Source organism: Tatumella ptyseos ATCC 33301 (assembly GCF_000735525.1).
GTDB classification, from domain to species: Bacteria; Pseudomonadota; Gammaproteobacteria; order Enterobacterales; family Enterobacteriaceae; genus Tatumella; species Tatumella ptyseos.
On sequence record NZ_JMPR01000035.1, the window covers coordinates 280,945 to 294,167 of the forward strand.

A 13,223-nucleotide genomic window follows, 5' to 3' on the forward strand; every position below is an offset into this window, starting at 1 on the left:
CCGTCAGTCCGGACAGCTCCTCCGGCGGATCAAAAATGCGGATCACGGTCCTGCACCTGTCATTTCAACGGCTTATTCCCGGTTCTGACTGCCATTGTGCCGTCAGCTGGCGTATACTTTTCCCTCCGACTGCTTAGATAATCGCCCTCTGCTTATGATCTCCTGGAAGAAGAACCTGTTTTCCCTCTGGCTGGGATGTTTTATTACAGGTTTAGGTACTAGCCAGATTCTGCCTTTTTTGCCGCTCTATATTTCACAACTCGGCCACTACAGCACGGCTGATCTCACCCTGTGGTCGGGCCTGACCTTCAGTATTACGTTCCTGGTCTCAGCGATAGTGTCGCCGATGTGGGGACGACTGGCCGACAGTAAGGGCCGCAAGTTAATGCTGATCCGTGCCGCTATCGGCATGGCTATCGCCATTTTCTTTCAGGGCCTGGTGACCCATGTCTGGCAGCTTTTTTTATGGCGCGGCATTATGGGGCTGGCCTCCGGCTATATTCCTAATGCGATGGCACTGGTGGCCTCACAGGCACCGAAAGGCAGAAGTGGCTGGGCGCTAAGCATTCTTTCTACCGCACAGATCAGCGGGTTTCTCGGCGGGCCGTTGCTCGGTGGTTACCTGGCAGATACCATTGGCCTGCGTCCTGTGTTCCAGGTCACCACCGGTTTGCTGGTGATTGCCACGCTGGTTACGTTTTTTCTGATCAAAGAAGAACCTCAGCCCGCACGGCAGAAGAATACGGTCAGTAAGCCCCCTTCTGTCTGGCAGACCGTTCCTTCCGCCAGCGTGATACTGAGCCTGCTGTTTTGCACGTTATCGGTTCAGTTATGTAACGGTTCGGTCAACCCTATCCTGTTTCTCTATGTGCAGCACCTCTCCCCGGACAGCCATAATATTGCTTTTATCAGCGGGTTTATCGCGGCGCTGCCGGGAATGTCGGCCCTGATCTCCGCCCCCGTCTGGGGCCGGATGAGCGATACGCTGGGACCGCACCGGATTATTTCTGTCGCCTTCATCATGTTTATCCTGCTGCTGACGCTAATGTCTCTGGTCAGCAGTGTGACGCAGTTTTCTCTGCTGCGTTTTTTATTGGGTTTTGCTGACGGAGCCATGTTCCCTGCTATCCAGTCACTGCTATTGCGCCACTCTTCAGCCAACGTGTCCGGGCGGGTCTTTGGTTACAATCAGTCTTTTATGAACCTGGGAAATGTCACCGGCCCGCTGCTGGGTGCCGTAACGTCCGCGGCTCTGGGGATGCGCTGGGTCTTTCTGGCTTCGGCTGTAGTGATCCTGCTGAACCTGATTTACCTGAGCCTGACCTTCCGGCGCGCTGGCCGGGCCGGGACATTGAAAGAAGCCGAATAAGCGTCGTGCGGCTGGCCGGACGAGTGACCGTCAGCCGGCACGGCAGTACGCGACGCGAAAGAAAAGATTAGCCGGCTGGCCGGGTCTCCGGGCCAGCAGTGCCCCTGCGGAACGCAGATCAGGTCAGTTTGAAATGCCGATCCGGGAGTAAAGCCGGAGGTAAAGGTGACAGGTCGTTCATTTCCAGCATATGCCGTTCAATGGTCAGACAAATGGCATCCAGCGGTAACTGATTAGATGCCGTGCCGAAAGGCCGTTCCAGTTCTTCTGCCAGCGACTCCAGCGAAAGAAAGGTATAGGAGATAAAGGCTGACACCAGAATGGTCATATAATGCAGTTCTGTCACCAGCGAGAACGGTAACAGGGTACAGAAAAGATAGACAGTGCGGTGCAGGATCAGCGTATAGGCAAAGGGGATGGGCGTATTATCCAGCCGCTCACATCCCCCGAGAATGGTCTCGAGTTTACGCAACGGCTTATCCAGTTCAGTAAACAGAATATCCGACAGTTTTCCCTCACGGCGCATCTGCCCGAGCGACTCCCCCAGACATAACAACACGCGGTTGGCGCGGAAAGGACTGTTGATCACCTGCTGAAAAACCGCTTCCGGCAGCAGGCGCTGCAAATCCGCACGGGCGTCACTGCCCCTGAGCTGATGTTTCAGCGCATACGCATAGGCCGACAATAATTCAGAGAATCTTATCAATTCCGGCGCGTTGGCCGGTAACACGGAATGAAGCTGACGTAGCAAAATACGGCTATTAATCAGCAGTGTTCCCCAGAGTAAACGAGCTTCCAGAAAGCGCGCATAACTCGCATTGTTGCGAAAGCCCAGGAAAATCGCAATGGCAATGCCCAGCAGACTGAACGGCGCTGTGGTCAGCCGAACGTTCATACTCTCGTACCAGGGCAGGCTCAGTAAGGCCAGCAGGGACATCAATACATTCAGGCTCAGGCGAAAGGATATTTTTGATAGAACTGATCCATGCCAGTCAAATAAGCGGATAAACCAGTGCTGAGGTTTTCGGATAATCATGCGTCTGTCGGCTGTCGTTGGCGGTCTGCCGATTATACAATAATTCTCAAGTCTGACCTCAGAAATTGCTGTCAGTCGCCCCCTATCTCCGCCTCCGCAATATCGTAGTATTTAATCACCTGCTGTTACATTCAGGCAGTCCGGTATTACATATGTTAAATATTTGCCTGCCTCACCATTTTTCATCGCGTAAAATTACCACTTATAATCAATGACTTGTCAGTTCATTCACATTTAACAAACACTTTTAATTCTATATAATTACACAATTCTATTCACATTTAGTCACATTTAGCGTTACACTTCGGCCAGTTTTCCCAATGACCAGGCGTATTATGATGTATTCAAAGAAAATTGCTTTCAGTCTTACCCTGTTATCCGTGACAACTTTCAGCCAAAGTGTGGCCGCGGCTACCGAAAAAACCGATGTCCTGCTGATCGGTGGCGGCATCATGAGTGCTTCGCTGGGGACCTGGCTGCATGAACTGCAACCGGATTGGCAGCAGATCATGGTGGAACGGCTGGACGGTGTGGCCGAAGAATCGTCGAACGGCTGGAATAATGCCGGTACCGGCCATTCTGCGAATATGGAGCTGAACTATACGCCGCAACGTGCCGACGGTAGCATCGATATCAGTAAGGCACTGGAGATCAATGAATCGTTTATGATTTCCAGACAGTACTGGTCTTCCCTGGTCAGACAAGGAGTACTGAATAACCCGCACTCCTTTATTAACTCTACCCCGCATATGAGCTTTGTCTGGGGTGAGGCAAACGTCGATTACCTGCACAAACGCTATGAAGCCCTGCAGACCAGTACCCTGTTCCAGGGGATGAAATACTCCACTGACCAGAATCAGATCCGTCAGTGGGCACCGCTGATCATTGATGGCCGTGACCCTGCACAAAAAGTGGCCGCCACCTGGACCCCGCTGGGGACCGATGTCAACTACGGTGAAATCACCCGTCAGCTGGTTGACAGCCTGAAACAACAGCCAAACTTCAGCCTGGAACTCTCTACCGAAGTGACAGGATTCTCACGCAACGCGGATAACTCCTGGCATGTAACCGTCAACGACCGTAAAACCAATACGACCCATGATATTGATGCCCGCTATGTCTTTATCGGTGCCGGGGGTGCCTCACTGAAGTTACTGCAGGAGACCAACATTCCGGAGGCGGAAAACTATGGCGGATTTCCGGTCGGCGGCTCTTTCCTGGTGACAGAAAACCCGGCCATTACCGAACACCATCCGGTGAAAGTCTATGGCCAGGCCTCGGTCGGTGCGCCACCGATGTCCGTACCGCATCTGGATGCCCGTAATCTGGACGGTAAAAAAGTGGTACTGTTCGGCCCCTTTGCGACTTTCTCGACTAAATATCTGAAGAACGGTTCGCTGTTTGATTTGCTGAATGCCACCACTACTCATAATTTCATGCCGATGGCCCATGTGGGTATTGATAACTTTGATCTGGTGAAATATCTGATAGGCCAGGTGATGCTGTCTGATGAAGACCGTTTTGCCGCGCTGAAGGAATACTACCCGGACGCGAAACCATCAGACTGGCATCTGTGGCAGGCCGGACAGAGGGTACAGATAGTCAAGAAAGACGCCAGCAAAGGCGGCGTGCTGAAGCTGGGCACTGAGATTGTGACCGACCAGCAGAAAACGCTGGCGGCACTGCTGGGTGCCTCCCCGGGTGCCTCGACAGCAGCGCCGATCACCTTAAATGTGATCGAAAAACTGTTCAGCGAGCAGGTTAAAACCCCGGAATGGCAGCAGAAAATCCGCACAATTGTGCCAAGCTATGGCCGTAAGCTGAACGGTGATGTGGCGCTGACTCAGCAGGTGTGGGATGAAACGGCTCAGACGTTACAACTGACCAAACCCCCGGTGATCAGTGCACCGGCCACCGCGCAGGCAGCGACCCCGGCGGAACACACGGCCAGTCCGCAACACGATATGGCACTGTAACGGGATCACTGGACCGCTGGTCAGCGGCGCAGTAGCCGTAATTAACGGATTTCCAGCGGGGTTTCCCGCTGTGGCGCAGGGAAGCGCCTTTCCAGTAACTGAAGATCATTGTCGGTTAACTCCCCCGTTAAGGCTGCAGCATTGATGGCGGTATGTTCAACACTGCCGGACTCAGGGATCACCAGCATATTTCCCTGCCGGATAGCCCAACGCAGCAAAATATCTGCGCTCCCCGTCTGATAATGATCCGCCAGCGCCCGCACGACCGGGTCGTCCAGTAATTCACTGCCATGCCCGCCGAGCGGCGAATACCCCATCAGGGTGACCCCGTGTTCTTCACACCACGGCAGTAAGGAATATTCGACCCCACGGGCCGCCGGGTTATAAAAAATCTGATTCACCGCACACTGATCCCCGCCCGGCGTCTGCCAGAGCTGCTGCATAGCACGGGTATCGAAGTTGGATACCCCCCAGGCCCCGATTTTTCCCTGCGCTTTAAGCCACCCGAACCCTTCGATAATCTCATCCAGCGGATGTTCCGATGACCAGTGCAACAGGTATAAATCAAGATACTCTGTCTGCAGGCGGCGCAGGGAATCCTCGCAGGCCTTCTGCATTGCACCTCGGGAGGCATTCCACGGATAAACTTTAGAGACCAGCCATGCCTGCTCGCGGATCCCCCTGAGGGCTTCGCCTATCAGGGTTTCCGACTCACCCTCGCCGTACATTTCGGCGGTATCGATAACCCTGATCCCCTGAGATAGCCCGAAACGCAGTGCGTCGGCTTCCTGCTGACGGGCATGCCGCCCCTGCCCCAGACGCCAGCTCCCCATACCGATGGCAGGAAGCTGCTGACCGCAAAGATCCACTGTATGCATAACTATCCTCCGGACACCGGAAGGCGTTCCGGTTGTTTTTTATTTTCCAGTAACTTCTGTTTTTTACCCAGCCACAGGCTGTTGATCAACCACAGCAAAGAGAGCGGGATTGCCAGCCAGGCGATCAGGCTGCCGCTCAGACCGACCGCATTCATTGCCGTCCAGCTCCAGGCGCCCGCCTGATCACCGGCCCGGTAAACGACGGTATCAGTGACATTTTTCGCTTTATATTTTTGCTCCCGTGAAAGCACGGTAAACAACACTTCGCGCGCCGGGCGCGCAAAGGCAAAGTTTCCTGCCCGACGGAGCACCGCAAAAATAAACAGGCCCGCCAGTGTCGGCCATACACTTAACATCAGAAATCCGGCCAGGGTGACTAACGGCAGGATAGCCAGGACACGCCGGGTACCGTAGCGACTGAGCAGGCGTCCGGTGATCAGTAACTGGCTGAGCAATGTAAGAATATTGACAGACAGGTCACTGGCCGCAAAAAAGGTGGTACGGCTCTCATCACTTTTGAAAATCTGATGCACCAGGTCCGCCTGCCGGAAATAGACGAAGGTGGAGGTCACCGAAAACAGCAACATATACAGACAGATATTCAGCAGATACCCGGAGCGGGCAATGGCCAATATCCCGTCAAAAATGCCGCCCTTCACCGGGCCGTCATCCGCCTGAGCCGGTACAGTATCGTGATCTTCTGTGTCAGACAGCGGATTTTTCCGCACCTGTGTATTCAACTGACGGACACAGAAAACAGCGACTTCAAGTAACACGGCTGAGAGCAAAAAGAGTCCGCTCATATTCAGCCAGCGTACCAGCACAGTCGTCAGCAGCGAACCTATTACTGCCCCCAGCGTTGCCCCCGCCGCCATCAGCGAAAATAACCGGCTGGCGCGCTCACGGCTGAAAATATCTGCCACCAGCGACCAGAAAACCGACACGACATAGAGATTAAAGACAGAGACCCAGACAAAAAACACTCGCCCCAGCCAGCGATGATCGCCGCGGGGCAGAAAAAACATCAGCGCGGCAAAAATAAGCAGGTGAATGATAAAGAAACGGTAGACCCAGGGAATAAAACGCCGTCGCGGCAGACGGGAAGATAACGCAGAGAACGGCAGTGTCAGCAGGATCATCACAATCAGGGTCGCCGCGAACAGCCATTGCAGATTATTCACGCCCCCGTCAATACCGAGCGTATCCCGTATCGGGCGGATAACATAATACGCCGATAACACACAGAAAATGTACAGCATACTCCAGAGCAGCAGGGAGACTTCTTCTCTGCGCACGCCTGCGGTATGCATCAGTTTACGAATTAGCGGATGGATGGCACCTGCCGACCCTTGCGGTTGATGTTGCATGCATTCTCCTGATCACAGTGAATGATGCACTCAGCCATGCAGAAAGCATTCTCCATGACTCAATGCGCGCCTGAGTCTACAGGTATAGCGTCAAACCGGCGGAAATTCCAATTCCCGGCCGGGAAACTGGCTCACGGGAGTTGCGGCCGGAACAGGTCAAACCGCTGTTCGTCGCTGATCCCGTAATAGGCAGAAGGTCCGCCGGCACGCAACACCGGCTGTGCCTGACTGGTCTGATAGACTCCGTCTGTCAGTAAACGCGGATCGATATGTACCCGCACCACTTCACCAAGCACCAGCCAGCTGTCCAGTTCACGGCCATCTGCATCCTGGAGCCGGAGACATTGCGTCAGACGGCATTCGAAATGAACCGGGCTCTCCGCGACACGGCAGGCCGCAACCTCGACCGCGGGCAGCATTTTCAGCCCGGCATAGGTAAATTCATCACCGTCCGGCGGTAGCGCGGCCGAACTGGCATTCATCGCTTCGGCCAATGGCCGAGTGACCAGATTCCAGACAAATTCCCCGGTACGACTGATATTGGCCACGCTGTCTTTCCAGCCGCTGCTGGCAAAGCCAATCACCGGTGGCGTGTAATTGAAACAGTTAAAAAAACTGTACGGTGCAAGGTTATGGTTCCCCTGCCCGTCATGGGAACTTATCCAGCCAATAGGACGCGGACCAATAATCGCATTTAATGGATCATGTGGCAGACCGTGCCCCTCCCGGGGCTGGTAGGAATAATGTTCGTTTGTCATAGGCTTCCCCTGATTAACCCTGAACAGTCGGGGCAACGGAGCGCCAGAGCTTTCCGTGACCCGACCCGGATTCAGGCATTCTCTGTGATTTCACTTTGTGACAGTTGCTGACGACGGCGTAACTGCGGGAACATTACCATCCACAGTCCAACCACCACCAGTGTCCCCACTCCGCCAATCACCGACGCCGGCACGGCCCCGATAGCACTGGCCAGTACGCCGGTTTCAAACTCTCCCAGCTGATTAGAGGTATTGATAAAGATTGAGTTCACCGCATTGACCCGTCCACGCATCTCGTCCGGGGTATCCAGTTGAACCATCGCCCCGCGGATCACCATGCTGACCATATCAAAACCGCCCAGCGCCACCAATGCCAGCAGCGACAGGACCACATTATGGGATAACGCGAAGATGACAGTCGCTACCCCGAATCCGGCGACACAACCAAACATAATCAGACCGGTATGGCGGTGGAAGCTGTTACGGCTGATCCAGATCCCGGTGATCAGTGCCCCGACAGAAGGTGCTGCACGCAGCGCTCCTAACCCCCATGCGCCTGTGTGCAGAACGTCATGGGCAAAAATGGGCAGTAATGCGGTGACACCGCCCAGCAGTACCGCGAATAAATCCAGCGAAATGACCCCGAGAACATCTTTGCGTTTAACAATAAAATCCAGCCCGGCGAACAGGTTACGGAGGGTCATGGGTAACGGTTTTACCGGTTCACGCTGGTATTTCAGCCGCATCATCACCAGTAACGATATCAGATAACAGACCGCGGCCGTTCCGTAGGCCAGTGCCGGTGAGACCACATACAACAGTCCCCCTGCCATCGGCCCGGCAATCACCATCGCCTCGCGAAAGACCTGATTGGTTGCCATCCCTTTTGACAGCAACCCGGCGGGTAACAGTGCCGGTAACAGCGATGTCATCGACGGACCTTCAAATGCCCGGGCCAGTGAAAAGATAAAGACCAGCGACAGCAATAACACGGCACTGCCGGGCATCAGAAACGACATCAGGATCAGCCCGAGGGCAGCCAGAAGTTCGACACTCTGCCCCCCGAGGATTAGCGATTTGCGGTTGTACTGATCCGCAAGATGTCCGGCAGGCAATGCCAGCAGCACTGAGGGGACAAATTGCATCAGCCCTATCATTCCCAGCATAAATGCACTGTGCGTCATCGAATAAAGCTGCCAGCTGACGGCGAGTGAGATTATCTGAAAACTCAGGGAGGAACAGGTTTGTGCCGTCACATAGGCACGAAAACCTGTGTGATGGAAAATGCGCGATGAAGGCTCCCCGGAAGAAGAGTCCATAAGTAAGCTCCGGAAAAATAAGTGGCGTTATTATCAGCCCGCCAGCATAGCTGATTACGCCGGGCAAGCCAATGCGGTAAACACCCGCGACCGGAGAGCCTTTCCCTCCTTAACCCCCGGCAAACACGGCTTTTTTCTGTTGTGCGGGATCCTCCCGGCGTAATGATAAATATCAACTATGCTTATCGGGTGCGTAATTAAACCCTGTTGTTGTCAAGGAGAAAGGCATGAGCAATGATAATAAACCAAAAATAACCACCACTGACGCCGGCATACCGGTCGCCAGTGACGAGCACTCACTTTCTGTCGGCCCGGATGGCCCGCTGGTTCTCCATGATCATTACCTCATCGAACAGATGGCGAATTTCAACCGTGAAAGGATCCCGGAACGGCAACCGCACGCCAAAGGGAGCGGTGCATTTGGCCATTTTGAAGTGACTGAAGATGTCAGCCGCTTTACCCGCGCCGCCCTTTTCCAGCCGGGAGTGAAAACCGACGTATTAATGCGCTTCTCGACCGTCGCCGGTGAACGCGGCAGCCCGGATACCTGGCGTGATCCGCGCGGTTTCGCCATGAAATTTTACACTAGCGAGGGAAACTATGACCTGGTCGGGAATAACACGCCGGTTTTCTTTATTCGTGACCCGATGAAATTCCAGCATTTTATCCGCTCCCAGAAACGCCGTGCGGATAACAACCTGCGTGATAATGATATGCAGTGGGATTTCTGGACGCTTTCCCCGGAATCTGCACATCAGGTTGCCTGGCTGATGGGGGATCGTGGGATCCCGAAAAGCTGGCGACACATGAACGGATACTCCAGCCACACTTATATGTGGATAAACGCTGAAGGCGAGAAGTTCTGGGTTAAATATCACTTCAAAACCGATCAGGGCGTTGAATGCCTGACTCAGGAGGAAGCGGATAAACAAGCCGGTGCAGACGGCGATTTCCACGTCCGGGATTTGTACAACGCCATTGATAACGGTGAGTTCCCGCAGTGGACGCTGTATATGCAGGTTATGCCGTTCGCTGACGCGGAAAACTATCGTTTCAACCCGTTCGACCTGACCAAAGTCTGGCCACACAGCGACTACCCGCTGATCAAAGTGGGCAAACTCACCCTGAATAAAAACCCGACAGATAACCATGCACAGATAGAACAGGCCGCATTTGAGCCAAATAACCTGGTGCCGGGGATCGGTCTGAGCCCGGATAAAATGCTGTTGGGCCGTATTTTCGCCTACGCGGATGCGCACCGCGCGCGTCTGGGGGTAAATTATAAGCAAATTCCGGTCAATGCCCCGCATTCGCCGGTGAACAGCTACAGTAAAGACGGCGCAATGCGAATGGATCCGGTCAGCGACCCGGTTTACGCCCCTAACTCGAAAGGAGGCCCGAAAGCCGACGGCGATCGTTATCCGACCGACTCCTCATGGGAGACTCAGGGCGCGCTGGTACGACAGCCTTACTCATTACATGCAGAAGATGATGACTTCGGTCAGGCCAGTACACTGGTGACTCAGGTTATGGATGATGCCGCCCGTGACCGTCTGGTGAACAATGTCACCGGACACCTGTTAAACGGCGTCCGGGAGCCGGTGCTGTCCAGGGTGTTCGATTACTGGCGGAAGATCGATCAGAATATCGGTGACCGTATTGCCAACAGTGTGGCTGCCGCTCAGCAGAAATCGTAATATCCCGCATGTCCGGCGGCTATGTCGCCGGATTTTCAGGAATTTCCAGCAAACGAATGCCGAACTGATCAATTTCTGCCGAATGTTCACCGGCACAGATCCACTCTTCCAGTCGCTCTGCCAGTGCCGTCGCCGGCAATTGCGTTTTACCTTTCATTGCACATTCCCAGATGACCAGTACCTTCCAGCCCTGACGCTGCAGTGCCTGCAGGTTTTCTTTGTCCCGTTGCAAATTACGACCGATTTTCGCCAGCCAGAAATCCGTTCGGGTGGCCGGCGGTTTAAACAGGTGACAATGATGATGGTGCCAGAAACAACCGTGAGTAAAAATGACCTTTCGCGCCGTCTCCAGGACAAAATCAGGGCGGCCCGGCAGATCTCTGGCTTGCTGCCGTACTTCCAGCCCCAGGTCTGTCAGTAACTGCTGTAACTGCTTTTCAATGCCGGTATTACAGTGACGGATAGCCCGCATGTTTTTGCTGCGGGTCTCGCGGTTATGCACATCAGCCATCTTCACTCCTCTGTTGACGGCAAACTGCCGGTGCAGGCCGTTGATCACAGTGAACTGTTCACGATCCCTGATGACTAACTGACATCAGCTTAAGGTTTCCTTAATACTTCCCCCGCACAATAACCGCGGTGTGCGGGCCACTGTAATAACATTATTACCGGCCGGTCAGCGTCAATGACCGGATAAACGCGGGGTGTAAAGACGCAGAAGCTTTCCCGCAGGACAGACGTGATAGGCTGATATTCCAGTGCTTCCCGGCAGACGGAGGCTTCAGCATATCCGTACACCACACAGCAACATGGTTAATAACAACACAAGATGTGCAGGAGAGCCAGCCCCGGGCACTGCAGGGTCGGTTTGGCAGGAGATCTCCTCCCCCCGCCCTGCCGTACCGGATTGCCTTCTGCCGGAGCCACGGATGAAAATACTGATTGTCGAAGACGATACCTTGCTCCTTGAGGGACTGATGCAGGCCATGCAACAGGAAGGCTATACCTGTGATGGTGTCAGCAGTGCCCGGATGGCGGATAACAGTCTTAAAACCTCGCAATACAGCCTGATGATCCTCGACCTCGGATTACCGGATGAAGACGGTTTACAACTGTTGTTACGCCTGCGCCGTGAAAAAATGGCCTTGCCGGTACTGATCCTGACGGCACGCGATACCCTGAGCGACAGGATCACCGGACTTGACAGTGGTGCCGATGACTACCTGATTAAACCTTTTGCGCTGGAAGAACTGACTGCACGTATCCGTGCGCTGATCCGCAGGCACAATAACCAGAGCGATAATCGTCTGATCGTTAATGACCTGGTGCTGGATGTCACCTATCGCCAGGTATTCCGGGAAGGCAAACGCCTGGAACTGACCCCGAAGGAATACGCGTTACTGGCCCGGTTAATGATGAAGGCCGGTATGCCGGTGCATCGTGAGATCCTGTATAACGATATTTATAGCTGGGACAGCGAGCCTGCCACCAATACCCTGGAGGTACATATCCATAACCTGCGCAAGAAGATCGGCCGGGCATCTATACGGACATTGCGCGGCTTCGGATATGTGCTGATTAAGAAAAAAAACTGTTCTGAGGAGTCACTATCCTGAACCTGTCCCCTAAAACGACCACGTTACGTCGCCGGTTGCTGATCACCGTGGGCTCTATTCTGCTATTCTGCCAGGCCATCAGCGTGCTGTGGCTATGGCATGAAAGTAAAGAACAGATAGATCTGCTGGTAGAAGGCGTATTGAGCCACCGTAACGAACAATGGCATGTGGATAAAGAAATCCATGAAGCACTTGCCAGTCTGGCTATTCCAAGCTTTGTGATGATTTGTCTGGCGCTGGTGCTCTGCTGGCAAGCGGTGCGGCGGGTCACCCAGCCCCTGTCTGATCTCTGCCTGCAACTGGAGAAACGCTCGGGCTTTTCTGCCGAACCCATCGAATTTCAAAGCAGGATCACCGAAATTGACGCCGTCACGCATGCGATTAATGATATGGTCGCCCGCCTGACCGATACCCTGAACCGGGAACGGTTATTTACCGCGGATGTGGCCCATGAACTACGCACCCCCCTGGCCGGGTTACGTCTCCACCTGGAACTGATGGCCCGCCAGCACCACCTGGATATGTCTTCCCTGATCCTGCGTCTGGATCAGATGACCAATAGTGTTTCTCAGTTATTACAGCTGGCGCGGATCAGCCAGTCCTTTACGGAAGGCAATTACCAGCCGGTATTATTGAGAAAAACCGTGATTTTTCCGCTACGGGACAGTCTGCTGACCATGATTAAATTGCGCCACCAGCAATTGATCCTGCCGGAGGCTGAACATGATTTTAGCGTACAGGGAGACCCGACGCTGCTGCAATTGATTGTGCGTAATCTGACAGAGAATGCTCATCGTTATAGCCCGGAACACAGCACCCTGCGCATCAGTCTGCATCCTGTGGTCACAGAAGAAGGTCGGCCGGGCATTGAACTTTCAGTGGAAGATGAAGGGCCTGGCATTGATGAAACCCGTGCCAGTGAACTGAGCCGGGCATTTGTACGGATGGATAGCCGCTACGGTGGCAGTGGCCTTGGGCTGAGTATTGTCAGCAGGATCTGCCAGCTGCATCATGCCCGTTTTACCCTCACTAACCGGACGGATCGCCAGGGTTGCCGGGCCTCGGTCATTTATCCGCTAGCGGACGAAACCCTTTAAAAACTGGTAAACCAGACCAGCAGAAAAATCACAACTGTACTCAGACTGAGTAAAGCAGCACTGAGTTCACTTCCGGAAAAGGTCGCTTTATTCTCCATCATTACTCTCCT

11 protein-coding genes are annotated in these 13,223 nt (G+C 54.0%); 5 read left to right on the forward strand and 6 right to left on the reverse strand.

The genetic code is table 11. The features are described 5' to 3' along the window. Positions 1–154 precede the first annotated feature (154 nt). Positions 155–1,369: an MFS transporter gene (locus GTPT_RS11140; protein WP_038011421.1), complete on the forward strand. Its 1,215-nt coding sequence runs from the start codon at positions 155–157 to the stop codon at positions 1,367–1,369. Positions 1,370–1,487: 118 nt separating this feature from the next. On the opposite strand, the gene GTPT_RS11145 is transcribed toward GTPT_RS11140, so the two are convergent. Beyond that, positions 1,488–2,405, reverse strand: a complete 918-nt coding sequence (locus GTPT_RS11145) for a bestrophin family protein (RefSeq protein WP_025901999.1) — start codon at positions 2,403–2,405, stop codon at positions 1,488–1,490. Between the two features lie 335 nt (positions 2,406–2,740). Between GTPT_RS11145 and mqo the strand changes: the two genes are divergently transcribed. Next, the gene (gene mqo / locus GTPT_RS11150; protein ID WP_029990303.1) at positions 2,741–4,381 is read left to right on the forward strand and encodes a malate dehydrogenase (quinone); all 1,641 of its coding nucleotides are present in this window, start codon (positions 2,741–2,743) and stop codon (positions 4,379–4,381) included. 41 nt (positions 4,382–4,422) lie between these two features. On the opposite strand, the gene GTPT_RS11155 is transcribed toward mqo, so the two are convergent. From GTPT_RS11155 to GTPT_RS11170, 4 genes are all read right to left on the reverse strand, one after another. Beyond that, positions 4,423–5,259 carry an aldo/keto reductase gene (locus GTPT_RS11155; RefSeq protein ID WP_029990304.1) on the reverse strand — a complete coding sequence of 279 codons (837 nt, stop codon included), beginning with the start codon at positions 5,257–5,259 and terminating at the stop codon, positions 4,423–4,425. 2 nt (positions 5,260–5,261) lie between these two features. After that, positions 5,262–6,626, reverse strand: coding sequence for an NTP/NDP exchange transporter (locus GTPT_RS11160; protein WP_025901996.1), 1,365 nt, complete (start codon positions 6,624–6,626; stop codon positions 5,262–5,264). A 131-nt stretch (positions 6,627–6,757) separates the two neighbouring features. Next, positions 6,758–7,384 carry a flavin reductase family protein gene (locus tag GTPT_RS11165; protein WP_029990306.1) on the reverse strand — a complete coding sequence of 209 codons (627 nt, stop codon included), beginning with the start codon at positions 7,382–7,384 and terminating at the stop codon, positions 6,758–6,760. A gap of 71 nt (positions 7,385–7,455) precedes the next feature. Then, a complete protein-coding gene (locus tag GTPT_RS11170; RefSeq protein WP_025901992.1) occupies positions 7,456–8,703 on the reverse strand; it encodes an MFS transporter in 1,248 nt (415 codons plus the stop codon). Positions 8,704–8,930: 227 nt separating this feature from the next. Between GTPT_RS11170 and GTPT_RS11175 the strand changes: the two genes are divergently transcribed. Beyond that, positions 8,931–10,400, forward strand: a complete 1,470-nt coding sequence (locus tag GTPT_RS11175) for a catalase (RefSeq protein WP_025901991.1) — start codon at positions 8,931–8,933, stop codon at positions 10,398–10,400. A gap of 19 nt (positions 10,401–10,419) precedes the next feature. On the opposite strand, the gene GTPT_RS11180 is transcribed toward GTPT_RS11175, so the two are convergent. Further along, entirely contained in the window at positions 10,420–10,911 is a 492-nt protein-coding gene (locus GTPT_RS11180) for a very short patch repair endonuclease (RefSeq protein WP_025901990.1), read from the reverse strand. 418 nt (positions 10,912–11,329) lie between these two features. On the opposite strand from GTPT_RS11180, the gene pmrA reads away from it, so the two are divergent. Together pmrA and pmrB are read left to right on the forward strand one after the other, a co-directional pair. After that, the gene (pmrA, locus tag GTPT_RS11185; protein WP_029990307.1) at positions 11,330–12,016 is read left to right on the forward strand and encodes a two-component system response regulator PmrA; all 687 of its coding nucleotides are present in this window, start codon (positions 11,330–11,332) and stop codon (positions 12,014–12,016) included. Beyond that, on the forward strand, positions 12,013–13,113 hold the full coding sequence (gene pmrB, locus GTPT_RS11190) for a two-component system sensor histidine kinase PmrB (RefSeq protein ID WP_029990308.1): 1,101 nt from the start codon (positions 12,013–12,015) through the stop codon (positions 13,111–13,113). The genes pmrA and pmrB overlap by 4 nt, the downstream gene beginning before the upstream one ends. Positions 13,114–13,223: the final 110 nt, after the last annotated feature.